Source organism: Pseudanabaena cinerea FACHB-1277, from assembly GCF_014696345.1.
GTDB classification, from domain to species: Bacteria; Cyanobacteriota; Cyanobacteriia; order Pseudanabaenales; family Pseudanabaenaceae; genus Pseudanabaena; species Pseudanabaena cinerea.
Genome location: NZ_JACJPY010000030.1, coordinates 24,854 through 49,748, shown reverse-complemented (window position 1 = coordinate 49,748; position 24,895 = coordinate 24,854). Strand labels below are relative to the sequence as shown.

General features: G+C 45.1%; 23 protein-coding genes, 1 tRNA gene and 1 pseudogene. 12 read left to right on the top strand and 13 right to left on the bottom strand.

Going from position 1 to position 24,895, the window contains the following annotated elements:
- Positions 1-197: 197 nt before the first annotated feature.
- From H6F44_RS11145 to H6F44_RS11135, 3 genes are all read right to left on the bottom strand, one after another.
- Complete coding sequence (locus H6F44_RS11145; RefSeq protein WP_190351027.1) at positions 198-4,427, bottom strand: DEAD/DEAH box helicase; 4,230 nt, start codon at positions 4,425-4,427, stop codon at positions 198-200.
- Between the two features lie 176 nt (positions 4,428-4,603).
- Positions 4,604-7,015: a phenylalanine--tRNA ligase subunit beta gene (pheT, locus tag H6F44_RS11140; RefSeq protein ID WP_190351026.1), complete on the bottom strand. Its 2,412-nt coding sequence runs from the start codon at positions 7,013-7,015 to the stop codon at positions 4,604-4,606.
- A 23-nt stretch (positions 7,016-7,038) separates the two neighbouring features.
- On the bottom strand, positions 7,039-7,605 hold the full coding sequence (locus H6F44_RS11135; protein ID WP_190351025.1) for a 5-formyltetrahydrofolate cyclo-ligase: 567 nt from the start codon (positions 7,603-7,605) through the stop codon (positions 7,039-7,041).
- A 151-nt stretch (positions 7,606-7,756) separates the two neighbouring features.
- Here H6F44_RS11135 and H6F44_RS11130 point away from each other — a divergent pair, with 151 nt between their 5' ends.
- A complete protein-coding gene (locus H6F44_RS11130) occupies positions 7,757-8,476 on the top strand; it encodes a Uma2 family endonuclease (protein ID WP_190351024.1) in 720 nt (239 codons plus the stop codon).
- A gap of 189 nt (positions 8,477-8,665) precedes the next feature.
- Here H6F44_RS11130 and H6F44_RS11125 read toward each other — a convergent pair whose 3' ends face one another.
- A complete protein-coding gene (locus H6F44_RS11125) occupies positions 8,666-9,586 on the bottom strand; it encodes a branched-chain amino acid transaminase (RefSeq protein WP_190351023.1) in 921 nt (306 codons plus the stop codon).
- 620 nt (positions 9,587-10,206) lie between these two features.
- Between H6F44_RS11125 and hisB the strand changes: the two genes are divergently transcribed.
- The 3 genes from hisB to ffh all read left to right on the top strand — a co-directional run bounded on the left by hisB (position 10,207) and on the right by ffh (position 13,335).
- Positions 10,207-10,809: an imidazoleglycerol-phosphate dehydratase HisB gene (hisB, locus tag H6F44_RS11120; RefSeq protein WP_190351022.1), complete on the top strand. Its 603-nt coding sequence runs from the start codon at positions 10,207-10,209 to the stop codon at positions 10,807-10,809.
- Between the two features lie 52 nt (positions 10,810-10,861).
- On the top strand, positions 10,862-11,779 hold the full coding sequence (locus H6F44_RS11115; RefSeq protein WP_190351021.1) for a histone deacetylase family protein: 918 nt from the start codon (positions 10,862-10,864) through the stop codon (positions 11,777-11,779).
- Between the two features lie 128 nt (positions 11,780-11,907).
- Positions 11,908-13,335 carry a signal recognition particle protein gene (ffh, locus tag H6F44_RS11110; protein ID WP_190351020.1) on the top strand — a complete coding sequence of 476 codons (1,428 nt, stop codon included), beginning with the start codon at positions 11,908-11,910 and terminating at the stop codon, positions 13,333-13,335.
- A 130-nt stretch (positions 13,336-13,465) separates the two neighbouring features.
- Here the strand turns inward: ffh and H6F44_RS11105 are convergent, their stop codons facing one another.
- Positions 13,466-14,878 carry a (Fe-S)-binding protein gene (locus H6F44_RS11105; RefSeq protein WP_190351019.1) on the bottom strand — a complete coding sequence of 471 codons (1,413 nt, stop codon included), beginning with the start codon at positions 14,876-14,878 and terminating at the stop codon, positions 13,466-13,468.
- 160 nt (positions 14,879-15,038) lie between these two features.
- Here H6F44_RS11105 and H6F44_RS11100 point away from each other — a divergent pair.
- From H6F44_RS11100 to murA, 3 genes and pseudogenes are all read left to right on the top strand, one after another.
- Positions 15,039-15,110: transfer RNA gene (locus H6F44_RS11100), tRNA-Thr, on the top strand.
- Positions 15,111-15,126: 16 nt separating this feature from the next.
- Positions 15,127-15,279 (top strand): annotated as a pseudogene (locus tag H6F44_RS24010) (L-lactate MFS transporter); the annotation flags it as partial.
- Positions 15,280-15,488: 209 nt separating this feature from the next.
- On the top strand, positions 15,489-16,868 hold the full coding sequence (gene murA, locus H6F44_RS11095) for a UDP-N-acetylglucosamine 1-carboxyvinyltransferase (protein WP_322096205.1): 1,380 nt from the start codon (positions 15,489-15,491) through the stop codon (positions 16,866-16,868).
- A gap of 35 nt (positions 16,869-16,903) precedes the next feature.
- Here murA and H6F44_RS11090 read toward each other — a convergent pair whose 3' ends face one another.
- Positions 16,904-18,247, bottom strand: coding sequence for a DHHA1 domain-containing protein (locus H6F44_RS11090; RefSeq protein WP_190351018.1), 1,344 nt, complete (start codon positions 18,245-18,247; stop codon positions 16,904-16,906).
- A gap of 256 nt (positions 18,248-18,503) precedes the next feature.
- Between H6F44_RS11090 and H6F44_RS24005 the strand changes: the two genes are divergently transcribed.
- The 3 genes from H6F44_RS24005 to H6F44_RS11075 all read left to right on the top strand — a co-directional run bounded on the left by H6F44_RS24005 (position 18,504) and on the right by H6F44_RS11075 (position 19,550).
- On the top strand, positions 18,504-18,719 hold the full coding sequence (locus tag H6F44_RS24005) for a DUF4160 domain-containing protein (RefSeq protein WP_190351032.1): 216 nt from the start codon (positions 18,504-18,506) through the stop codon (positions 18,717-18,719).
- Positions 18,700-19,002 (top strand): DUF2442 domain-containing protein, encoded by a 303-nt coding sequence (locus H6F44_RS11080; protein ID WP_190351017.1) that lies wholly within the window; start codon positions 18,700-18,702, stop codon positions 19,000-19,002. The genes H6F44_RS24005 and H6F44_RS11080 overlap by 20 nt, the downstream gene beginning before the upstream one ends.
- 98 nt (positions 19,003-19,100) lie before the next feature.
- A complete protein-coding gene (locus tag H6F44_RS11075; protein WP_190351016.1) occupies positions 19,101-19,550 on the top strand; it encodes a DUF29 domain-containing protein in 450 nt (149 codons plus the stop codon).
- Between the two features lie 132 nt (positions 19,551-19,682).
- Here H6F44_RS11075 and H6F44_RS11070 read toward each other — a convergent pair whose 3' ends face one another.
- Entirely contained in the window at positions 19,683-19,889 is a 207-nt protein-coding gene (locus H6F44_RS11070; protein ID WP_190351015.1) for a hypothetical protein, read from the bottom strand.
- Between the two features lie 7 nt (positions 19,890-19,896).
- Positions 19,897-20,265 (bottom strand): GIY-YIG nuclease family protein, encoded by a 369-nt coding sequence (locus H6F44_RS11065; RefSeq protein ID WP_199302089.1) that lies wholly within the window; start codon positions 20,263-20,265, stop codon positions 19,897-19,899.
- A gap of 19 nt (positions 20,266-20,284) precedes the next feature.
- On the opposite strand from H6F44_RS11065, the gene H6F44_RS11060 reads away from it, so the two are divergent.
- Positions 20,285-20,614, top strand: a complete 330-nt coding sequence (locus H6F44_RS11060; RefSeq protein WP_190351014.1) for a hypothetical protein — start codon at positions 20,285-20,287, stop codon at positions 20,612-20,614.
- 5 nt (positions 20,615-20,619) lie between these two features.
- Here the strand turns inward: H6F44_RS11060 and H6F44_RS11055 are convergent, their stop codons facing one another.
- Positions 20,620-21,498 (bottom strand): TIGR02391 family protein, encoded by an 879-nt coding sequence (locus H6F44_RS11055; protein WP_190351013.1) that lies wholly within the window; start codon positions 21,496-21,498, stop codon positions 20,620-20,622.
- Positions 21,488-21,769, bottom strand: coding sequence for a hypothetical protein (locus H6F44_RS11050; protein ID WP_242016534.1), 282 nt, complete (start codon positions 21,767-21,769; stop codon positions 21,488-21,490). The genes H6F44_RS11055 and H6F44_RS11050 overlap by 11 nt, the downstream gene beginning before the upstream one ends.
- A 61-nt stretch (positions 21,770-21,830) precedes the next feature.
- Between H6F44_RS11050 and H6F44_RS11045 the strand changes: the two genes are divergently transcribed.
- A complete protein-coding gene (locus tag H6F44_RS11045) occupies positions 21,831-22,031 on the top strand; it encodes a hypothetical protein (protein ID WP_190351012.1) in 201 nt (66 codons plus the stop codon).
- 92 nt (positions 22,032-22,123) lie between these two features.
- Here H6F44_RS11045 and H6F44_RS11040 read toward each other — a convergent pair whose 3' ends face one another.
- From H6F44_RS11040 to H6F44_RS11030, 3 genes are all read right to left on the bottom strand, one after another.
- Positions 22,124-22,459 (bottom strand): ribulose bisphosphate carboxylase small subunit, encoded by a 336-nt coding sequence (locus H6F44_RS11040; RefSeq protein WP_190351011.1) that lies wholly within the window; start codon positions 22,457-22,459, stop codon positions 22,124-22,126.
- Positions 22,460-22,486: 27 nt separating this feature from the next.
- A complete protein-coding gene (locus tag H6F44_RS11035) occupies positions 22,487-22,978 on the bottom strand; it encodes a chaperonin family protein RbcX (protein WP_190351010.1) in 492 nt (163 codons plus the stop codon).
- 72 nt (positions 22,979-23,050) lie between these two features.
- Complete coding sequence (locus H6F44_RS11030; protein ID WP_190351009.1) at positions 23,051-24,478, bottom strand: form I ribulose bisphosphate carboxylase large subunit; 1,428 nt, start codon at positions 24,476-24,478, stop codon at positions 23,051-23,053.
- Positions 24,479-24,895: the final 417 nt, after the last annotated feature.

Here is a 24,895-nt window from a genome sequence, read left to right as displayed (position 1 = left end):
GTCCTAACCCCATAATTTTTCGTCTTATACTGGTGGTCAGCACACACATCTTCGCTCCCACATTCTGGACAAGCATAGGTAAATAGATTCATTACACTGGTGTTTTTAGCCGAAGTTTATCTTTTATTATTAACTCCATATGTCATATATTGCAATGCTTTTCCCTACTCATTACACGGAACCAGTGCCGATTAAATCTACATCTCGTTAATTAAGTTGAGTAGTGCTTCCGTGGAAACCTTACCGCTAATATCTGTACCTTCTAACAGGCTATCGGCAAGATCGCGCTTCTGATTGTGGAGCGCGACAATTTTTTCCTCAATGGTTCCCTTGGCAACGAGGCGATAAATGGTGACGGGGCGCTTTTGACCGATGCGATGGGCGCGATCGCTGGCTTGATCTTCTACCGCAGGATTCCACCAAGGGTCCATATGGATTACATAGTCGGCGGCGGTGAGGTTTAACCCAGTGCCTCCTGCTTTGAGGCTGATCAAAAAGACATCGCCTTCACCAGATTGGAATGCTTCTACCCGCTTTTTACGATCCTTAGCAGGGGTGCTGCCATCGAGATATTGATATTTAATCTTTTGAGAGTCTAAATATTCGCGGATGATATGCAGATGATCGACAAACTGACTGAAGACAAGGGCTTTATGCTTGTTGTCTAGTAATTCACTAAGAACTTCGCCAAAAAGCTGCAATTTGGAGCTAGGCAGAGGAATATCAGGACGGACTAATTTGACATTACAGCAAGCACGGCGCAATTTCATGATTTCCGCAAGTACTTGTAAATGCTTCTGCCCTGCATTGGCTTGATTTTCGCCACTGAGTTTGGCGATCGCCTCACGACGCAGTGCTTCATAAAACGCTAATTCTTCCTTGGTCAGCTCCACCTGCAAAGTAACTTCGGTACGCGAGGGCAATTCTTGCAATACTTGATTTTTAGTGCGGCGCAGAATGAAGGGCTGAATTAACTTTTTCAGTTGATTGCGGGCATTGCGATCCTGCGATCGCTCGATGGGGTTGGCATATTTGGTATTGAAATTATCGAGAGAACCAAGTAAGCCAGGGTTAATGAAGCGGAACAGATTCCACAATTCCCCCAAATGGTTCTCAATTGGTGTGCCTGTGGTGATCAGTTTAAATCCGCTTTGCAGATTCATGGCAGCTTGCGATCGCTTGGTGGCAAAGTTCTTAATTGCCTGTGCCTCATCGAGGACAACGGTTTGCCAATTTACTTGTGATAGCATTTCGCCCACCTCTTCCTGTTGCAATAGTCCATAACTGCAAACCACCATATCGAGGGGTTGCAGATTGTCTAGGACTTTTTGGCGATCGCCTGTGCCGAACACGATCACGTTCAAGGTTGGCGCAAATTTGGCGGCCTCCGTAATCCAGTTCATACATACCGATGTGGGCGCAACGATCAAGGTTGCCCCTTGGGGAGCGCGGTTAAGAATTAAAGCTAGGGATTGGAGAGTCTTGCCTAAGCCCATGTCATCGGCAAGACAAGCGCCGACACCCCAATGGGCAAGCCGCGCTAACCATTGATAGCCTTCTATTTGATAATCCCGCAGCTCCGCCTGAAGGGAAGATGGCAATTGTGGCTCAAAATGCCGCATCTCACGGATTTTGGCAATATGAGATTTCCAATGCTTATCCGCCTTGAGGTCATCGATTTCATCAATAAAATCCTCTAAAGCCACTGCTGCTAGGGGGTGAAATCTTGCACCCTTGCCATGCTGTTCTGAGAGGCGGCGAAATTCATCAAGACGCTTCCGAAATTGCTGCGTGAGGGCGATAAATTGACCATCACCAAGGGGAATGAAGCGGCTAGGCGTGGTATCTAACAGTTGCAAAAGTTGCTGCATGCCGATCACCTTGTCGTCACTGAGGCGCAACTCTCCCTCCGCCGCAAACCAATCATTACTGCGATTGATCGACATTCTAAAATTGCCGAAGTCGCCACTGTGGCTAATTCGCATCTTTTCGCCTTCGGGCCATTCGAGAATGATGCGATCGCCCAAGTTCTGAAGCTCTAACAAAAGTTCCAAACAAAATTCGGGATCTTCAATAATCCATTCATTCTCTTCTTCTTGATAGTTGGCGAGGGTAGGACAGTCAGCAATGACCGCCTCCGCCAGCATTTTCTCCTCCTTGAGATTGCGATTTGCCTGTAATCTTTTACCGTCAATTTCGGCTAATACGGTCGTTCCCCCTGCCCCTGGGCGATAGTAAGCACCACCGCTAACAAAAGGTCTAACTAAAACTGCCACTTTTAAACCGCCGCCAGAGGGCAGAATATGCACATGGGGACGGCTATCCGATGGCACTTCTTCAGCATTATGCACAACGCCGCCAATGTCAGAATGTACCGTGACAATTCCCGAAATGCCATGAATTGCTGATATCACCCTTTCCTTAGCGGAGGCAGGGATCTCTAGCCGATTTTTCTTGCCTAAAACTTCAATGATTTTGCGATGAGCCTCACTGATTTTTGTCACTTTTAATCTGGTGGGGCTTTCCTTGGTGATCACACAGTTACTAGCTTCCTTAACCACAGGGGAAAACTCTAAGGCAAGGCGATCGCCGCGCATGGTTTTGACTAGTAGCTCTGGTTCACCTTTGACAATTTCAACCCGCGTTGTCGGTGAATCTTCCCAAAAAACTAAAGGATGCCCAATTAAGTTGTAAATGGCATCTTCCGCAAACTCATACTGTCCATAGCTGTAATAGCCCTGATAGGAATAGGACTTAATCCTGCTGCAAACTTCCAGATCCTGCGGTGCAAGGTAAGGAAATTCGTTGATATTATCCTTAAGACGCTTCAGAGCAATATTACGCCCCGCACTCCAAACGCCCTTTGCATTAATTTTTTGTTCTTTGGGCTGAATTGTACAATTTCCTTTTTGGTAATTAATTAGCCAAATCATGCGTTGGACTGGCTTACCTACTTCCTTAGTTGCGTCATGGGGCGACTTGCCTAGATTAATCAAGGCATTGAGGCTAATTTCCCATGTTTCTTGGGGTCTAATTAGATTTACGATTGTGTCAATCTTGATCTGCTTTTCAGCACGTAATTTAGTTACATATTTAAAATGGATAGGATTATCAGTGACTTCCCCTAATAATTGCGAAGATTCCATGGCTAGCCAGTAATAACCTGCATCAACGGATTTCCGAAATAGAGGGTTGAGAACGCGGGGCAGTTCTAATTTTGCTTTTTCCCGATCAGCCCAGTATAGACAGAGGCAACTAAAAAATGCTTGCAAGCAGTTGGTTTGCGTATGATCGTGAATAAATTCATTGCTAATTAGCTGTTTTTGCGATAGGTCGCCCAGTTGCAGTTTCAAAACTCTTTGGATCTTGATGTATGTATTTTGCAGCCAATGATTAGCTTGCTTAGCCATCAAAGCTGTATAGCCATCAGCTTCCTTGAGGCTTTCTACAGTACCTTCCTTGATCAATGCCAAAATCATAAACAGACCAGATTCGTCGCTAAAATAGATTTGGCGCTTACCAACAGATTTACGAAAGTTTTTTAAGGATTGACGAAATTGCGCTAGGGCTAATTGATGATCGCCACTTAAAAATGTGATCGTAGCCACTAAGGCGGTGCTAATGTCTTTATAAATATCCTCAAGACACTCAAAGGCTTGTTGGGCTGTCTTTAAGTCAGCGCGAAAGATGCTCTGCTCCATCAATGCTATCAACAATTTGTCGGTGCAGCGATCGCTTTGTTGTTGAAAAGAGGTTAGCAATATCTCAAAGGCTTCATGGGTTTCCTGTAAATTAATAAACCCTGAGTCTAGGATAGAGGCTAGAGAAATCTCGTAGAACTCATTGTTAAGAAGTTCTAGCCAACTTTTATCAAATGGGTTGCTAACGGTTTGACAAATAAAATCATCCACCGTCAGTAAACGGTGGGAATAGTTAAAACGATAAAAATAGTCAAACTGCTGTCTGACAAATTTCATGTCTTGACTATAAATGCCAATTCTTACTTCTCGAATAAATTGTGACTCACTTTTGAAACTGCGTAAGTCAGTTCTGCCATAGGATGGCACAGGCATCGCCATCTCGATCGCCTCGACATTTTTAGGGAAGGTTCCTGATTTTACTGAATCCCTGATGACTATTTCGATGACTTTAGGGTTACATTCTAAAGTGTTGGAGCGGTTGGATACTAATAGCCCAGTCTTTATAAAGTTATCAATATATTTGCCTAAACTAGCGCCAGTAAATGTTTGGTTGTCGACATTTTTTAGCTTTGCATGAACCACACAATCGTAAATATTGGCGCGGGAAATTGGCTCATAGGCGATCGCAATTAGTTGGAGAATTTGCCTCTCAAGCTTTGATAAATCCAAATAAGCCGATTGAAGATTTACTGAGTCTTTAGTGGAATTAATCTTGGATATGGCCATGTTTGCTTAGGTTAACTTTGGAGAACCGAGAGGGTATTGTCCATTATATATATTTTCAGTAATTGCTGAACAAAAAACTAAGAAAGTTTTTGAAAGCATCACAAAGCAATGTCTTCAAAAACTTTCTTGATTTTAATTGATTTTAATTTAATCTAATTTACTAACAAGTAATGCCATTAGCTCCTTAATGTTGCTTGAAACTTCTCTTCCAGAATATCGCGCACCTTTTGATGGACGGGGTTAACATCAGCATCGGTGAGGGTGCGATCGCTGGCGCGATAGACTAAACGGAAAGCAAGACTGCGGCAACCTTCGGGAACTCCCTTGCCGATATATTGATCGAACAGGGTGACAGAGTTGAGCAATTCGCCACCCGCATGGGTAATTGATCGCTGAATATCGGCAACGGTGAACTTTAGCGGTGCAAAGAAAGCGATATCGCGATCGCTGGCAGGATAGGTGGAGAAATTCTGGAAGGTGGGGATGGACTTTTTCATCATTCCATCGAGGAGGGTGTAAAAGTCTAGTTCAAAGGCATAGACTTGATCGGGCAGTTCCTTCTCAGCCCGTAATTGGGGATGCAATTGTCCAAATGTGCCGAGGCGTTCTCCATCAATCCAAAGGGAAGCAGTGCGCCCAGGGTGCAGACGCGCATCTTTATGATCGGGCTGATATTCCACAGTCACCGCCAGATTGTGAAATACGCAGTCGAGCAAGCCCTTGGCTTCATAGAAACTCAGGGGTTGAGAATTATGCTGCCATGTGCCGAAGGTGGGATCGCCACCAAATATGCCTGCAATGCGATCGGTTTCATCACTGCCTGCTTCATCAAGCCAGAACACGCGCCCAATCTCAAAGCCATTTAAAATGCCATTGCCCTGATTCATGTTAAAAGCGCAAGATTCAATTAGGTTAGTCAATAAATCAACCCGCAAAGCGCCATATTCGATCGCCACAGGATTATTAATCTTCACCTGATGCGACTCCGTGGGGCTGCATAGGGACATATGCATTACTTCCGTCAGCCCTGCCGCACGGAAAGCCGCCCTGATCATCCTGCCGCCCTCTTGATCGGCGGAGAGAAATCCAAACTCAGTTCTGGCGGGTAAGGTTTCCACAAACTTGTCATAGCCATAGATGCGGGCAATCTCTTCGACCAGATCGATTTCCCGCTCAATGTCGGCATAGCGATAGGGCGGTACGGTCACTTTCCATGTGGGATATGTGCCTTCTTCAATGGGTAACTTCTCTAGCTCAAAGGAAAGGGCGGTGAGGGTTTGTTCAATTTCCGCTTCCGAAAGCAGTGGCAAAATCGTTTCATCTTCGCGATCGACTTCCCCAAGGACTTGCCAAACCTTGGTCAAACGCAATTCAATGATGCGGGTTTCTTGCATACGCCCATCAAACATACTTTGCTCGATCACTTCGCCGCCAGCTAGCTCCACAATCATGGCGATCGCCTTGGCTGTAGCAGACTCCAGCGCCGCCTGATTGACACCCCGTTCATAACGGGCAGAAGCTTCAGTCCGCAGCCCTTGGGCGCGTGCCGATCGCCGCGTGGTGACTTGGGTAAATAGCGCCGCTTCTAAAATAATATTGGTGGTTTGGTTGGATACTTCCGTTTCTGCACCACCCATCACTCCCGCGATCGCGATCGGCTTGTCCCCTGATGTAATTACCAAATTCTGGCTAGTGAGGGTGCGATCGCAAGCATCAAGGGTTTTGATGGTTTCATCAGCATTAGCAAACCGCACCGCAATATTAAAGCCATCAGCCAAAGTATCCGCATCAAAGGCATGGAGTGGCTGTCCCCATTCCAAGAGAATGTAATTGGTAATATCGACAATATTATTAATTGAGCGCATTCCTGCTGCTTCAATGCGCCGCTTTAGCCATTCGGGCGATGGTGCAACCTGCACGCCCTTGATCAATGTGCCAATGTAAGCGGGGCAGGATTTAGGTTCGGCAACCGTTAGCCATTGGGCAGTTTGGGGCTGAAAATCTTTAGCGGCAGTGGGTAAACAGACCTCTTTCCCCAACAGCGCTGCCACTTCACGGGCAATGCCCACCATACTCAACGCATCGGCACGGTTAGCAGTGGAGGTGACATCTAAAATCGCATCGTCTAGTCCCAAAAGCGGACGCACATCTGCGCCAATGGTCACACCTTCAGGAAATTCATGGATGCCGCTAGATTCCTTTGCCAGTCCTAGTTCGGCGAGAGAGCAGATCATGCCCTCAGAGCGTTCGCCCCGTAATTTAGTCGGGCGCAGCTTTAGATCGATATTGGGTAAATAAGTGCCAACTGTGGCGACAGGCACATACAAACCCTGTCTGGCATTGGCTGCACCACAGACGATCTGCAATGGCTCAGATGCGCCCACATCCACCTGACAAACCTGCAATTTGTCGGCATTGGGGTGGCGATCGGCGGTGAGAATATGCCCAACTACCACGCCATCAGCCCATGAGCTACGGTCTTCGATCGCCTCCACCTCAAAGCCTGCCATTGTTAATTTTTCGTCTAGCTCTTGGGGCGAGAGGTCGCAGTCAACAATTTCGCGGAGCCAATTCAAGGAGATACGCATTGCCAGTTCTTGGGGAAAAAGTATTAAAAAATATGCAGATTAATGTATTTTACCGTGAGTTCTGTGACGATCGCATCTAATTTCACATCCCAAGGATCATTTGGTAATTCCTCTAAATAAAATTCATTAAAAATAATTCCAATTTTTGCGCCCTTGGCATGGGGCAACCAACGGTCATAAAAGCCGCCCCCATAGCCCAATCGATAGCCTCGGAGATCGCAAGCCACCGCCGCGATCAAGATCAAATCTACCTGCCCTAAATCCATGGACGGCAAATCAGGATTAGGCTCTAAAATGCCGTAAGCGCCCGATCGCATTGCCACAGCAAAGTCAGCGATCGGCACTTGATGCCAAACTAAATCTTGACCAACACAACGGGGAAATCCCCAATTTCGATCAGGAAACTTTTGCCAAAGTGCAGTTAGATCGGGTTCGCGGCGAAAACTCGTATAAGCCAAAATATTTTGGGCTTGAGGAAATTGCGGCAAATTAGACAGGCGATCGCAAATTGCTTGACTACGCTGCTGCCAGACTTCATCGGGAATCTGGCAACGTTGTTGAATTAACTTTTTTCGCAGGATTGCTTTCATTTTTGTTCAGCCAAGTTCTCCGATGTGTACAGACAAGTCTCTTTGTCTTCGTTGATTATCTTGATAGAATACAGCCATCTGATTTGTGGTTAATATATGGTTCTCGCGATTTCACCACCAGAATTACCTCTATCCACTTCACAATCTAGCCATGCCCTTAAACAAGGTGAGAATAAACAAGGCGAAAATAAAGAAAATAAAAAAAAATAAACAAGGCGAAAATCGAGTTGCCTTAAAAGGGATCAATTGGTTAGCCTATCAACAAATTCTCAATGCCCTCCCCCAAAGCCGTGCAGCAAGGCTGACATACGATCGCGGCATTCTTGAAATTACTATGCCATTAGAAACTCACGAATATTCAAGGGAATTGATCGGTTTGTTCATTCGCATTTTCTCATTAGAAATGGGGCTAAAACTCAAATCAATGCGATCGACCACGATTAATCGTCCCGATCTGGCAAGGGGTGTAGAGCCAGACTGCGCCTTTTACATTCAAAATCAACCCAAGGTTGCAGGGAAAATCGTTGATTTTATGCAAGATCCGCCTCCCGATCTTGTCGTTGAAGTAGATATTAACCACACGGATATTGATAAGAACAATCTTTATGCCAGTCTTGGTGTGCCAGAACTTTGGCGATTTAATGGAGAGGAGCTAAAAATTTATGTACTCCCCAAAACAGAATCGGCAATAGAATTAGCATCAGAATCGGAATCACCATATTTGGAATATATCGAATGCGATCGGAGTCCCACATTTCCTTTATTTCAAAAAGAACAGCTATATAATTTTTTAGTAAAAGCAGAGCAGGATGAAAATGCGGCTGAGATCGAATTTCGGGCTATGGTCAAGGAAATTTTGAGCCAAAAGTAGGGGCAGTTCATGAATTGCCCCTAGGCTAGAATCAGGGTTTCAAGGCTGATTGACTGACAAAAGTACTTGCAAGCCTTGTCAGACAAGATGTCTGACCCACAAAGGCAGAATCCTTGTGGAATGGGCATCTTGCCCGTTTATAGTTAAGATTCGTCAGTCAATCAGGTCTAAAGGTATCTTGTGCAGGGTTTAGATTTTTGTCAGCCAATGATGATAATCGGGGAGCAAACCTTGAACAGCCTTGCTGTAAAGATCGCGCAACTTCTTCGTGATTTCGCCCACAATGCCATCGCCCACAGGACGATGATCAAAACTGGTGATCGGTGCAAGCTCAGTTGCCGTGCCCACAAAGAAAGCTTCATCAGCAACATATAGCTCGGTGCGATCGATCGATCGCGATATAGTCTCGATGCCCAATTCCTTTGCCGCCAACTCCACCACCGAAGCGCGGGTGATACCTTCCAGAATATTGTCAGTGATCGAACTAGTAATCAATTTGCCATTTCTCACCAGAAATAAATTCATGGCACTGCCTTCTGCCACATGGCCTTCATTGGTCAAAACCACCACGTCATCAAACCCAGACGCATAGCCATCGGTCTTCGCCAAGGCGGTGTTTACATAAGCTCCATTCACCTTGGCACGGGCAGGAATCGCATTGTCATCCAAACGTCGCCACGAAGATACACCCACCTTAATGCCACTACTAGTATCAAGATAGCCATCCATCGGCAAGCTAAATAAACAGAAATCATCGTGGGTATGGGGAACTTTCAGAATTGGACCAATGCGAAGATCGGCTTTATAAATAATCGGACGGATGTAAGTCGAAGAATTACATTGGTTACGGCGGATTAATTCTTTGGTAATATCCACCATCGTCTCCACGTCAAGGGGGTGCTGTAACCCAATAATCCGACAGCTTTGGATTAAACGTTGGTAATGCTCCTCAAGCCGAAACGCTGCCATGCGGTTTTCTGCGGGTAGCCAATACGCCTTCACGCCCTCAAATACTGCCGTACCATATAAAAATGCATGGGTGCGAACATTAATAGTCGCATCTTCGAGGGGAACAAAATTCCCGCGTATGTAGGCGTATTGTATGGTCATGGTCTGGTTTATCTAGGTTTGTTTTTGGTAATTTGCTTTCTTATCATAATACCTGTAGTGTTTTCGCAAATATCTTTGCAGCAATTTATGGAATTTGATTCTGTAGCTTATAATACATTTTTTACTGGTGGAGCGATCGCTCGAGCTCTTGGATTAGCTTTTCTCTAATGCTCACAAGGCGATCGCCTTAGATAGTCACTAAAAAGATATCGTCAGGCATGGAGCAAATAGCTTGTACTTCAGGGATGTAGTCTTGAGTTAAGTCGTCAGTCACGACATATTTCTAAGAAATGGACTATACCAATTCGCGATTGGAAACCTGCTCTTAATCGCTTTGCCATCCTCTTCGAGAATCGTCTCCACCTCTAGTCTCTAGACTTTACACATTTTACTTGACAGTCTCATTAAATATTCCACAAGAACCATACTGGTTGAGCAATTAGCTTTACTACTACTTGTAGATCACTACCTTAATTGGTTTCACCATTGTGGCATCTCCTTTGAAGCTTTTAGGTAGCTCTTTTGTGGCGGGCTTGCTCGGAATTTGCTGTAATCTGATGGCTTTGGTGATAACTGCTTGGCTTTTGCTAAAATTAGCATACTATTAACGCGCTCAAGCCATGTCCTACGATACCCCCCGCACCGCCACCGTCCATCGTCAAACTGGTGAAACCGATGTCACCATATCCCTCAATTTGGATGGTACTGGCAAAGGCAACATCAACACAGGTATTCCCTTTCTCGATCATATGCTGCATCAGATCTGTTCCCACGGATTGATCGATCTTGATGTGCAGGCAGTGGGGGATCTGCATATTGATGATCATCACACCAATGAGGATGTGGGGATTGTGTTAGGACAGGCGATCGGGCAGGCATTAGGCGATCGCAAAGGCATTGCTAGATTTGGGCATTTTGTCGCGCCTTTAGATGAGTCTTTAGTGCAGGTTGCCCTCGATTTTTCGGGTCGCCCCTATCTCGTCTATGGCTTAGTAATTCCCAATCAGAGAGTGGGAACCTACGATACCGAACTGGTGCGCGAATTCTATCAGGCAGTGGTCAATCATGCCCAAATGACCCTGCATCTGCGTTTATTGACCAGTGGCAATTCCCATCACATTATCGAAGCCTCCTTCAAAGCCTTTGCCCGTGCCTTACGCATGGCAGTGGAAGTCGATCCGCGTCGTGCCAGTTTAATTCCCAGTTCTAAGGGAGTTTTGTAAATAGATTGCTTCCAAGAGCCTCCCACTTTGCGGAAGGCTCTTGGGGATTTATATGAGTTTACCAATTGTCTATCATCCTAAATATGTTGCGCCCATCGCCGATAGTCATCGCTTCCCGATGGCAAAATTTCGGCTACTCTACGAAATGCTGATCGCCGATGGGGTGGCGCAGCCAGCACAATTTTTTACGCCCGAACTGCCAGACTTGGAGGCGATCGCCCTAGTCCACGATCGCGATTATGTGGAAGCCTATTGGCAGGGCAATTTAGAGCCTAAGGCACAGAGGCGCATTGGTTTACCTTGGAGTGAAGAACTTGCCTATCGAACCAGAATTGCGGTCGGCGGCACATTGCTCACCGCGAGGCTTGCCCTCACCCACGGTTTAGCCTGCAACACCGCAGGGGGAACCCACCATGCTTTCCCTAGCTATGGATCGGGTTTTTGTATATTTAATGATTTGGCGATCGCCTCACGGGTACTTCTCAATGAGGGTTTAGTCAAAAGGATTTTAATCGTGGATCTTGATGTGCATCAGGGGGATGGCACGGCAGTGATCTTCCAAAATGAATCGCAAGTATTTACCTTTTCGCTCCATTGCCAAATTAACTTTCCATTGGTCAAACAAACTAGTGATCTGGATGTGCCTTTACCCGCAGGAATGGAAGATGATGCTTACTTACGCACCCTCGCCCAATACCTGCCCGACCTATTAACAGAATTGCGACCCGATTTAGTTCTCTATGATGCAGGGGTTGATCCGCACATTGGCGATCGCCTTGGCAAATTGGCGCTGACCGATGCGGGGTTATATCGGCGTGAGATGCAGGTTTTGAGTACTTGCGTTGCTCAGGGCATCCCCGTTGCCAGTGTCATCGGTGGTGGCTATTGCGAAGATATGCGATCGCTGGTCTATCGCCATTCATTACTACACCGCGCCGCCAGTGAAGTTTATCGCCAGTTTCATTTGTAAGTAGCTCACCATACTCAAAGCCTAAAACCACAGGCTGTTTCAGACCACAATTTTGGCAGATCGCGATCAAAGTCACAGTGGTAACGGTAAATTAGTAGGTACAATCAACAGCAAAAGTAAAACTAGATATGTTTGACGAAATCGCCGATAAGTTTGAGTCGGCTTGGAAAAAATTGCGTGGACAGGACAAAATCTCTGAATCCAATATACAAAGCGCGATTCGTGAGGTGCGAAGGGCGCTATTAGAGGCAGACGTAAACCTACAGGTTGTCAAAGAATTTGTTGAAGAAATTTCTAAACAGGCTCAGGGCGCTGATGTCATTGCGGGTGTGCGTCCTGATCAACAATTTATTAAGATCGTCTATGACGAGTTAGTAAAGACAATGGGCGAGGCAAATGTGCCACTTGTCGAGGCAACTAACGCACCAACAGTAATTTTGATGGCAGGTTTGCAGGGTACAGGTAAAACCACCGCCACTGCCAAATTAGCTTTACATTTACGCAAACTAGAGCGCAGCGCCCTATTAGTCGCCACTGACGTATATCGTCCTGCGGCGATCGATCAATTGCTCACCCTTGGCAGACAGATCAATGTGCCTGTTTTTGAAATGGGTGCAGACGCTGACCCTGTGGAAATCGCTCGTCAGGGCTTGGCAAAGGCTAGGGAATTAGGCGTTAATACCGTAATAGTGGATACGGCAGGGCGCTTGCAGATCGATCTCGACATGATGGATGAACTGAAGCGCGTCAAGAATGCTATTCAGCCCGATGAAGTGCTGCTAGTTGTCGATGCAATGACAGGACAAGAGGCGGCGACATTAACCCGCACTTTCCATGACGAGATTGGGATCACAGGCGCGATCTTGACGAAGATGGATGGCGATACTCGCGGTGGGGCGGCACTATCGGTCAGACAAATCTCAGGGCAGCCCATTAAATTTATCGGTGTCGGGGAAAAGGTTGAAGCTTTGCAACCCTTCTATCCTGAACGGATGGCTTCGCGCATCTTAGGGATGGGTGATGTGCTGACTCTGGTGGAAAAGGCTCAGGAAGAGATTGATATTGCCGATGCGGAAAAGCTCCAAGAGAAGATTTTGAGTGCAAAGTTTGACTTTGACGACTTCCTGAAGAATACACGCATGATGAAAAATATGGGTTCCTTTGGGGGAATGCTAAAAATGCTGCCAGGCATGAAAATTAATGATGCCCAAATTCAGGAAGCAGAAAAGCAACTTAAGCGCTGTGAGTCGATGATTAGCTCCATGACCAAGCAGGAACGTAAAGATCCTGATTTAATAGCCAAAAGCCCTAGCCGCAAACAAAGGATCGCCCAAGGCTCTGGACATAAGTTACAGGATGTAACTAAATTGGTTGCTGACTTCCAGAAAATGAGGACAATGATGCAGCAAATGGGGCAGGGACGAATGCCAAATTTCCCAGGAATGCCAAACATGGGCGGCGGCGGCTTTCCTGGGATGGGCGGCAATACTGCACCATCGGGCAATCCTGCCTATGGAAAGAAGAAGAAAAAGAAGAAAGGATTTGGAGAGTTATAGATTAGGACTTACGTAAAGCAACCAAAAGTAGGGGCAATTCATGAATTGCCCTAGGCTAAAATCAGGGCTTCAAGGTCTCTTGCGTAAGTCCTAAAGGATTTGCAAATGTGACAATGCCAAACTTTTACATCTATGCTCGCTTTGAGTCCGATCGCGAAGCGTTGTAGCTGCTCAGTTTCCTGCCCTGAATGGAATAATCTAGCAATTCCATCGGGTGCATCAGCAGAGTATTGCGATTTTGTAGGTCGAGATGTTTGCGAATTTGACTGATACAGCCGACATTTGCCGAGGCAATTAGCTCTGCCCCTGTGTCCGTGAGATTTGTCACCTTTTGCTGCCCTAACTCGTGACCGATCTCTGGTTGCAAAATGTTATAGATCCCTGCACTGCCACAGCAAAGAGAAGCATCCACTGATTCGCGTAACTGTACATTGGGAATCTGTCGCAGGAGGCGGCGCGGCTCTAAACTGATTTTTTGTCCATGCAACATATGGCAAGCGTCTTGATAGGCGATCGCCAATGTCTGCTCCTGCAAGGGATGCAATTTAGCAGTTAAGCCCACTTGATCGAGAAATTCCTGCACATCTTTCACCTTACTAGCGAAGACTTTAGCCTTTTCTGCATATTCGGGATCATCCTGCAAAATATGCCCATATTCCTTGAGGGTATGTCCACATCCTGAGGCATTGATCAACAGGGCATCAAGATTAAGATTTGCAAAACTATCAATGGTCTGCTTTGCAAGGGCGATCGTCTGTGACTCCTGTCCTTGGTGATGGGTCAAAGCCCCACAGCAACCTTGGGATTTGGGAATGACAACCTCACAGCCATTGGCAGTCAATACCCGCACTGTGGCATTATTCACCTCTGGCAAAAATATACGCTGTACACAGCCTAGCAACATTCCCACGCGATAGCGTTTTTCCCCTTGGGCTGGAATAAGTTCGGGTAAGCTGTCCTGAAAAGCTTGGGGAGTCAAGGCTGGCAAAATGGATTCCATTGCGGCAATCTGTTTGGGCAGATATTTCTCTAACCATCCTAGCGATCGCAATAATTTTTGAAAACCTAATTTCTGATAAACCAGTAAAGGGGCAAGCAGGACACGCAGACGATTTGGATAGGGGAAGGTGGCAAAAATGAATTGGCGCAATACTTGTTCAGGCAGCGATCGCGGGTAATTGCGCTCAACTTGGGCGCGGGTTGCTTCGATCAATTGGTCATACTGCACCCCTGACGGACAAGTGGTGACACAGGCGAGACAACCTAAACAGGTATCAAAATGTTGGGCGATCGCTGGTGATAAAGGAATATCCCCCTCATTAATGCCATCCATTAAATAAATCCGTCCGCGTGGTGAATCCGTCTCTTTGCCAATGACACGATAGCTAGGACAAGTCGATAAACAGAAGCCACAATGGACACAGGCATCAATTAGTTCTGGCTTGGGTGGATTTTTGACATCAAAGCGAGGACTTATTTCCCATTCATTTACCTGACTATTTTTAGATATATTATCAAAACTAGACTTATCAGAAATTTGCATATTGTAAGAATTATTACGGCTACTAAGATTCTAAGGGAGTTTGGCTTTGCAACTAGGTTTGTCGCTGTTTTGCTGAGTTTTGCTAAGGGGCGAGAAATATTTTTTGACAACCGTGAAAAAAATTTACACCCATGTGTAATAATAAAAAAGCACAAAAAACGCCCTCATGGCTCAGGGGTAGAGCATTCCCTTGGTAAGGGAAAGGTCACGGGTTCAAATCCCGTTGAGGGCTTACGGTTTCAGCATTTATTTTACTCTGTTTAGGCAGTGTCTATTCTTGGAGCATTTTTAGCCCCCCCTTAGAGCAGGAAATAGGGATTAGTGCAACCGAGAGCCTATTGCCATATACCTTTGTATTGGTTTTCTATGCGTCACTGATGCCCATTACGGGTTTTTACTTGATTGACAATAGGGCGCGATCGCTAATAATGATTAAACATAAGCAAATACACTTACGGTAAAAAGTTAACGGTTTTTCGGCTATACTCCGCTAAACTTTTGGCTAGTCCAATCTCGGCTATTGCAATTTCTTTGATGTGAGGAGGATAAGGCGATCATTTCTACAACAAGCTCAACCTATACAGATAAACCCCAATCAACATTACCACCTATGCCAGCAGCGATGGATCGCGGCAGTACCTCTCAAATCTCTGAGCCAATCGAATCAAACCCAAGCGACAATCTGCAAATGACGCAAATCGAACAAAATACTCCCGTCCTCCGCATCATCGGTAAAGTACCCCTCTCAGGTCATGTGCCTATTAGTGGAGCTAAAAACTCAATCCTTGCCTTGATGGCAGGATCATTACTATCCTCTGAAGGCTGTCGGATTCGCAATGTGCCATATCTTGCCGATGTCAAGAGCATGAGCGACATTCTCGAAACCCTTGGGGTCAAAATTTCTCGCAGTGGTGAAGTCCTTGATATCGACACTAGCAACCTCACCAAAAACTCTGCCCCCTATGAATTAGTCAGCAAGATGAGGGCAAGCTTTTTTGCCCTTGGCTCCCTCTTGGCAAGACTCGGTTCTGCCAAAATGCCTTTACCAGGGGGCTGCGCGATCGGGGCGCGTCCTGTCGATCTCCATGTGCGTGGTCTGCAAGCTTTAGGGGCATCAGTACAGATCGAGCATGGCATCGTTCACGCCCATGCCAATAGCCGCAATGGCAAGTTACAGGGGGCAAAGATTTATTTGGATTGTCCTAGTGTGGGTGCGACTGAAACCTTGATGATGGCGGCGACCCTTGCGGAAGGCGAGACGATGATCGAAAATGCTGCCCAAGAGCCTGAAGTTGTGGATTTGGCGGATCTTTGCATCGCTATGGGCGCAAAAATTCGCGGTGCTGGCACAAATACGATTTTTATTGAAGGTGTGGAAAAGCTGCATTTTGCTGATTTCACCGCTATTCCCGATCGCATTGAAGCCGCAACATTTATGGTTGCTGCTGCCATGACCCGATCTACCCTGTCCATGTCGCCCATTGTCCCTGCCCATCTCACCGCCGCCATTTCTAAGCTGCAAGATATGGGTGTCACGGTACGTCAAGATGCCCCCGATCGCATCACGGTCATTGGTGGCGATCACTATCGGGCGATCGATATCGAAACCTTACCTTACCCCGGCTTCCCCACGGATATGCAGGCGCAATTTATGGCTTTGCTCACCATCTGCGAAGGCAGTGGCGTGGTCAATGAAACTGTCTATGAAAACCGCTTACAGCACGTTGCCGAACTAAACCGCATGGGCGCAAATATTCGCCTCAAAAATAATGTGGCAGTGGTTACGGGTGTACCGCAGTTGTCGGGTGCGCCTGTGATGGCAACGGATTTACGCGCTTCGGCGGCATTGGTAATTGCAGGACTGGCTGCCGATGGTGAAACCACAGTTATGGGGCTGCACCATCTCGATCGCGGCTACGATCGCATCGAAGAAAAATTACGCAACGTGGGCGCGAAGCTATATCGCACCACAGAAGTAGTTTCGGTATAAAAGATTAAAAGCGCCGCTTTGCGGCGCTTTTGCTTTTATACCAATAAAGCCGCTAGTTTATTAATGGCAATGCCGTACCATTTCTGCATTCTGAGTAGCTCACCTTCAAGGGGTAAAGTGTCTTGAAAATCGCAGGTATAGCCTAGCTCCCGCAATGCTGCCACGATCGCACTGGGGGAGATCCACCATTGTTGGGCTAAGTCTAATAAATTTAGGGATTTCATGTTTTCGAGATCGAGGGATTGCAATTGTGAATGTAGGATCTCCGCCGATGGTAGGGGTGGCATATGGGAACCGAGATAAATATATTCGGGCTTAGCGGTGGCAATTAGCCATTGCAGATGCGTAAAAGAGGGCGGCAATGTCCAAAGTACGATCGCTGCATAATTTTTGTGTTTTTGGGGGCGATCGCAGTCGACATCACCCTGAAACTTATCGGCAGGGCGATCGCATCCGTACAGCAACAACGGGCGCGGCAATGGGCGTGGTGCTTCTTGCAACTTTTGCCACTGAGGAAATTTGGTAATCACAGGTGCAGGTCTATACTGCAATGACAAAGATTTAAGCGAATCCTGAGAATTGTCCATACCTGTTGCCTCGCGGATGCCAATTACTTCCAATTCTACCGATGTTGTGTCTTGCCATTGATTGGCGCGTAACTTGTAAGCAATATCAATGCGATCGGGTACAGGGCAGTATTCGCCCCAGCGCCATGCGATCGCCTTAATTTTGCCATTGCCCGTATCTAGCTCTAATGCTAAATGTTTGACTTTATCCTTACCCCGCGCTTGCTGCGAAATCACGCGCACATTTTCACTATAAAACACAGGATCGGCATTACCGAGTCCACAGGGTTGCAGGCGATCGCATTCTTGCAGTAGGGTCATGGAGATATCGCTGAGGTCAACACGCACATCAATATTGACTAGGGGCATGATGTGACTGGGCAGAATATTCTCGCGATCGGCAAATTCCCGCAATCCTTGCCGCAATTTTTCCAAATTTGCCGCAGGCATGGTAAATCCGCCTGCCGCCTTATGTCCGCCCCCCTTGAGGCGAATGCTTTTAACAGGTTCATATTCGATCGCCTGAAAAACATGAAATTCAGGGATGCCCCGCACTGAGAAACGCACAGTATCTATTTGGTCGGGATGATCTTCGTGGGCATCTTCATAACTGCCAATAAAAACAGGTGCGCCATAGCGTTCCACCAACCGCGAAGCAACAATACCAATCACCCCATGATGCCAACCCTCTCTCTTGCTCTTCTTTTTCTTGCTCCCCTCTCCCCCCTTGGGAGAGGGGCTGGGGGTGAGGGCTGTTTCCCCCTTGGGGCAGGGATCGATTTCCCTACTTTGATCGCGTAATTCTTGATCCATAATTTGATGGGTTTGGTCTTCTTTGAGAGCGATATTTTGAGAGACAATTGGCGATCTCTTGAGTATAAGAGCGTGACCCCTTGCTTGGTAACTTATCTTACCCTTGTAATTGCTGCATTAGCCATGCGGTGACAGTGGATTGATTGGTTTGACGACTGCGTTCGAGAGCCTGTTCTAAGATTTATAACTTTAGCCCAGACAGCACTAAGGATTGGCGAATATGATGACTGCTGCCATCGGTTGCGATCGCTAAGGCATAGATTTTCATAATTTTTTTGCTTCCCTTGAACAAGGTGAACCTCCACACATTCATGTTCAACATGATGGCAATGTAGCAAAATTTTGGCTTCAGCCTATTAAACTCCAAAACACTGGCGGTTTTAGCGCAACGGAATTAAATCAGATCGCAAAAACAGTGAAGGAAAATCAAGTTGATTTTTTGGAGAAGTGGCATGATTTCTTTGGCGGTTAAACCTGAATCAATTCAAGTCAATCAGATTAAAACAACTGAAACTGATTTGATGTTAGAGTTTGTGGATGGAAGAATTTTAAGTGTTCCACTTACTTGGTATCCTCGATTGCTCCATGGCACTGCCGTTGAGCGCCAAACTTTTGAACTTCTGGATGAAGGGAGAATGATTCATTGGCTGCTTCTCGATGAAGACTTAACTGTTGCAGGGATTTTATCTGGGGCAAGGTCTGGAAAAAGTCAAGAGTCTTTGCAAAAATGGCTAAGTTCGCGTGCAGTTCAATAAAGCGATCGCCCCTAGCTAAATATCAACAACAGCGATCACTATATCCCTATGATAGGTAATAATGTTGATATTAGATTGCCCAAAGGAGTTACAAGATAATGACTCAGACAGTTGTACTACAATCCTTATACGAATCTGATTACCTACTTTGGACTCAAGAGGTTGTATTGAAATTAAAGGCTAGAGATTTTGATAATGTAGATCTTGAAAATTTGATTGAGGAGATTGAAGATTTGGGGCATTCTAAAAAAGATGAGCTTAAAAGTCGTCTGAATACTTTACTAGAGCATTTACTCAAACGTATATATGTCGATATGCCGCAAGAGTTCAATGGCTGGCAGCGTACTATCAGAGAACAACGTAAGCGTCTTGACTGGCTTTTGGATGCTAACCCTAGCCTTAAAACGGTTTGGAATGATACTTTTAATATTGCGTGGCGTTATGCACTTAGGGATGTTAGAGAAGATTATCCACAGTATCAATTCCCTAATACATGGCAGTTTGGACGTGATATTGAAACGGTTTTAAATACTGTCTTTTGGAAATAGCGATCGCCCCTAATCAAAATCAACAATCGCCTATTCATCTCCTCACCACAAAGCGATCGCCCCTAACCAAAATCAACAACAGCGATCGCCACTTTAACCCATAACAACAAAGCGATCGCCCATGTTTCTCTTTTAATATCCACGATTGGGTTTACAGTCGGCAAAGCTTATTGCTTCTGTATCCAAAAAACTAGCGATCGCCATTTCAAGGGTTGCTTCTATTGGATAATCTATTTCTTTGGATCGAGCAATAATTGCTGCTCGAATTCTTTCAGGCAGAAATTTTAAAATAACTTCTGCATCTTTGGATGAGATTCGCTCTAAAACTTCTACTTGCATAAATTTACTACTCCATTGGGATTTGGACATTGTATGGAGGCTCAGTAGCTCGAAGAATTATTGCCTCTAACTCCAATAGTAACGCAGAATTCTTAGAATATGGGATTATTTGTACGGCAATACGCACATCTTCATCTTTGTATTTATCAAGCCACGCCCACAGAAAGGCTTTATGACCACCCTTAAAACGACTCCTTAAACTTTTGGTTTTGCCAACGTAAAGCAAACCTTCATACTTGTGTCTGATTGCATAAATACCAGGGAGATCGGGAATATTACTAAAATCGCGATTTAATGGTACACATTCTTCAAAAAGAGTGAAAGCGATCGCATCTAAAATATTTCTTGCTTGTTGTTTTATTTCAGATTCGCTCATTAGTATAGAAGTCAATAACGTGCTGAGTATTTTAACCTGCGATCGCCCCCAATACAAACATCAAAACAGCGATCGCCTCCCAACCAAAATCAACAACCAGCGATCGCCAATTCATCTCCTCAACAACAAAGCGATCGCCCCTAATCAAAATCAACAACAGCGATCGCCAATTCATCTCCTCAACAACAAAGCGATCGCCCCTAATCAAAATCAACAACCAGCGATCGCCTCTTCATCTCTCTACTACAAAGCGATCGCCCCCGACCAAAATCAACAATCAGCGATCGCCCCTTCATCTCTCCACCACAAAGCGATCGTCTCTAGTCAAAATCAACGGTTGCTCCAGTAATTTATTTATGCCTCCTCTTTCTTTTGATCTCTATCAATAGCTTGAGATTCAAGAAGAAAAAGTTCATTAACTAACATAAATTCTCTCATCTCTTCATCTAAACTCAGTTTGAGTTCACGATGGGCGCGGCGATTACGAAACGCCATGTAGATACCTTCAAACATAGCGGCTCTTCCTTCTCGCTCAGCAGGTTCGACATTTTCCCAATATAGTGGAGCATTTTCACCTCGAAATGCTTTAGTGAAAAGTTTAGCTCCTATTACATCACCTTCAAGCCCAGTACGTTTTCGGATGATTCCTTCTAGTCTTCTGTAAGCTGACATCAGGGTCGAGTCTGGTTGATCTTTGATTTTAAGTGCTAAATCTGCAATACGAAAATCAATAAATCTCAAAGGAATTATTCTAGGAAATTCTTGTTGAAGCCTTTGGTATTGCTCAGGACTATCAGAATCATTAAATCCAACAGCATAGGTATATTTATGGATTCGATATGGACGAACGGGTTTTAATGAGTTGATTTCATCAATATCAGTGGTCAACAAACAAGAATCATCGATACGTTGAAAAATTGAGGATGCCACAACATATTCCTCAATTTCCTCAACCCAAGAGCAATGGCGTTGTAACAATTGGAGTGCTGTAGCCAATCCTACTGATCCTGTTCCTGCGTATCCTGATGCAAATCCTGATTTTATGGCTATGTAATCACATTCCCTTGCCATTGATAACAAAAAGGAGTGACAGTTTTCACAGGTTAGCAATTTTACTTTTTCTATTTGACAACCAAACTGTAGAAGCCTAGTAATTGCATTTAAGCAAGATTGGGTAATACCTGCTTCTCCGTGATATTGAATCTTGGCAAGCTTGTTTGTGTCAATCAACATTTTCTAATTTTAATAATTTATAGTACGAGTAAGCCTCATCACCAGAAAGTAACTCATCATCTTCTGCTTCTTGCATCAACTTAGCCAAACCAAAATTTTCTAAAATTTCTTCGATAACATTCAATGAAGATACAGGCTGCCACCAGCGCGACTTATTGAAAAACTCTTCAGTCAAAGGTAGAATATCAGATGTATCAATTTCTGGTTCTGACAGTGCATCAAGTTTAGCCCAATTCGCCTCTGAGGTATTGCTCATAATATTTTTGCTCATATGTGCATCCAATATTTTGCTACAATGCGATCATATCCTATGCAATAGGGTGATATTAGCCATGACTAAAAAATCTACTGAAAACAGCTTAAATAACTCAGTCGCAAGCCCATCTAGCGCAAACAAAACTGCAAAGAAAAAAGCTTTAAGTCGAAAGGAAAAGTTTGAGGCATCAAAAAAAGCTAATCAGGCAATGATGAAAGCTTGGAAATTGATCTCACAGAGAAGCTCTAATAGCCCAGATGCCAAAGATCACATTTGACACGAATATTTTCATATCTCGAAAATATGCCCAACTATTTTTCTACATAGCAAAAAAGCCCCGCATTGCGGGGCTTTTTTGTTTGTTAGAGCTTAGTAACGAGCGCTGTTAGGCTTGTGAACGATGAAGCTTTGGACTTGGCACTGCTTGATGTTGTCGAAAGCAACAACACGAATGAAAGAACCAGGGTAGCTAGAGCGGCAAGCTTGAACTTCGCTTAACACTTCTTGAGGAGTGGTGGCGTTGAACAAGGGCAACTTCCACATTGTCCAGTAGTGAATCGCAGGATCGGAATCTTCGTTAAATTCGATCGCAGGATAGAAACCTTGCTTAAGGGTGTACTCGATTTGACGAGTGATTTGAGCATCGCTCAAGGGGGGAAGGTAAGAAAGAGTTTCGTAACGACGCTCTTTAGGTAAAGTTTGCATTATTTCCTCGCGATTGAAATTAAATTGCTATTGATTTGGTTGAGGGGAGGGGCGATCGCCTTCAACAACTGAGTCTGAATCTAAGTTCGTGACAACTTCTAATGGAACTTCGAGATTAGCTCCAGAACTAGCTTCGAGACTAGGTTCTAAATTCTCGCATTCTGCATATCCTTCAGAAGCCTGCACACTCATGATTTTCTCAAAGTGTTGACGGCGAAGCTGCATATTTGATTCTTGAATACTGGTACGAGTTAGTTCTGGCAAAAAATCTAAAATCTCATTTGCCAGATGTTCTCGCACCGTCATTACTCGAAAAGCCATTTCTTGGTGAACTGCGAACAGATCTTTAATATAAAGTTCGCCATTTTGGAGTCTTTCGCGGGTCGAAAATTGGTTAAACCAGAGAGCTTTTAACTTATCGGTTTCTTCCAACTGTTCGGCGATCGTCTTGACAGCCTCAAAGGTCAAAAAATTGACTAGCATTTTGGCAGTGGACTTAGTACTGCGCTTAATATCCATAGGCTCACTTAACCAAGATTTCTTAACATAGTGTTTCGCAATGCGAAACACTATGTTAATAGAGCTAATCAATTAGACGGTATCCATTGCTTCAAACTCGAACTTGATTTCCTTCCAGAGTTCAAGGGCAGCATTCAATTCAGGAGACCAACGACCAGCTTCACGGAGGATGTCGCCGCCTTCACGCATCATGTTGCGACCTTCGTTACGAGCTTGGATACAAGCTTCAAGAGCAACGCGGTTAGCGGTTGCACCAGGAGCAGCACCCCATGGGTGACCCAAAGTACCACCACCGAACTGTAAGCAAGAGTCATCGCCGAAGATTTCTACAAGCGCTGGCATATGCCATACGTGGATACCACCCGAAGCTACGGGAAGTACGCCAGGCATAGAAGCCCAATCTTGAGTGAAGTAGATACCACGAGCGCGATCGAGTTCGATGTGGTCTTCACGCATTAGGTCAACAAAGCCCATGGTGATGCCCTTTTCGCCTTCGAGCTTACCAACAACGGTTCCAGAGTGGAGGTGATCACCACCAGACATACGCAGACACTTAGCCAAAACGCGGAAGTGAATCCCGTGGGTCTTTTGACGGTCAATAACTGCGTGCATAGCACGGTGAATGTGCAGGAGCAAGCCGTTGTCGCGGCAGTACTTAGCTAGAGTGGTGTTAGCGGTGAAACCACCAGTCAAGAAGTCATGCATGATGATAGGAGTGCCGATTTCCTTAGCGAAAGCTGCACGTTCCATCATTTGCTCACAGGTTGGAGCAGTAACGTTCAAGTAGTGACCCTTGATTTCGCCTGTTTCTGCTTGAGCTTTTTCGATTGCTTCTTGTACAAACAGGAAGCGATCGCGCCAACGCATGAAGGGCTGAGAGTTAATGTTTTCGTCGTCTTTGGTGAAGTCCAAACCGCCGCGTAAGCACTCATATACTGCACGACCGTAGTTCTTTGCAGATAGACCCAATTTGGGCTTAATGGTACAACCCAAGAGAGGACGACCGTACTTGTTCAACTTGTCGCGTTCTACTTGGATACCGTGAGGAGGTCCTTGGAATGTCTTCAGGTAGGCAATAGGCACACGGATGTCTTCTAAACGAAGTGCGCGAAGAGCTTTGAAACCGAATACGTTACCAACCAATGAGGTGAGCAAGTTGGTTACAGAACCTTCTTCAAACAAGTCAAGAGGATATGCGATGTAAGCAATATATTGATTGTCTTCGTTGGGTACTGGTTCGACATCATAGCAACGACCTTTGTAGCGATCGAGGTCGGTCAACAAGTCTGTCCATACAGTTGTCCATGTACCTGTCGAAGATTCAGCAGCTACCGCAGCAGCAGCTTCTTCTGGAGGTACACCTGGCTGAGGTACAAAGCGGAAAGCGGCGAGAAGGTCAGTATCTCTGGGGGTGTAATCGGGGGTATAGTACTTTAGTTTGTAGTCCTGTACACCTGCATCGTAACCAGCCTTTTTAGACTGTGTTTTTGAGTAAGACATTAATATCTCCTTACTAGAGTTAAACGAAGATTGATAATTCGCATGGAGCGCCGCAAAAATGAAGATTCAGCTAAGATCCAGATCTCAAAGTCAAATTGAAAATTAAAGAAAAATTAAAAATCTATTAAAAATACAATCAGTCTGATGTTCTCTGGCTCTTGTGTAGAACAGTTTTTTGCTTTATATAAGTTAATCCTATCAGGAATTCTTTATGTGAAGTCCTTGAGCGATGTCTCTAATTTAAACATAAAGTGCGTATGCACATTCACTTTTTTTTGGAAATTTTTTTTTACAAGTGGCTATTTAGGGCGATAAATACATATAAAAATATATAAAAAATTTATATAACTCTGATAAGGCAAATATATCTTCTAGTAGTTGCTTTGTGGTGATTGACCATAGGCTTAGCCTTGGCTT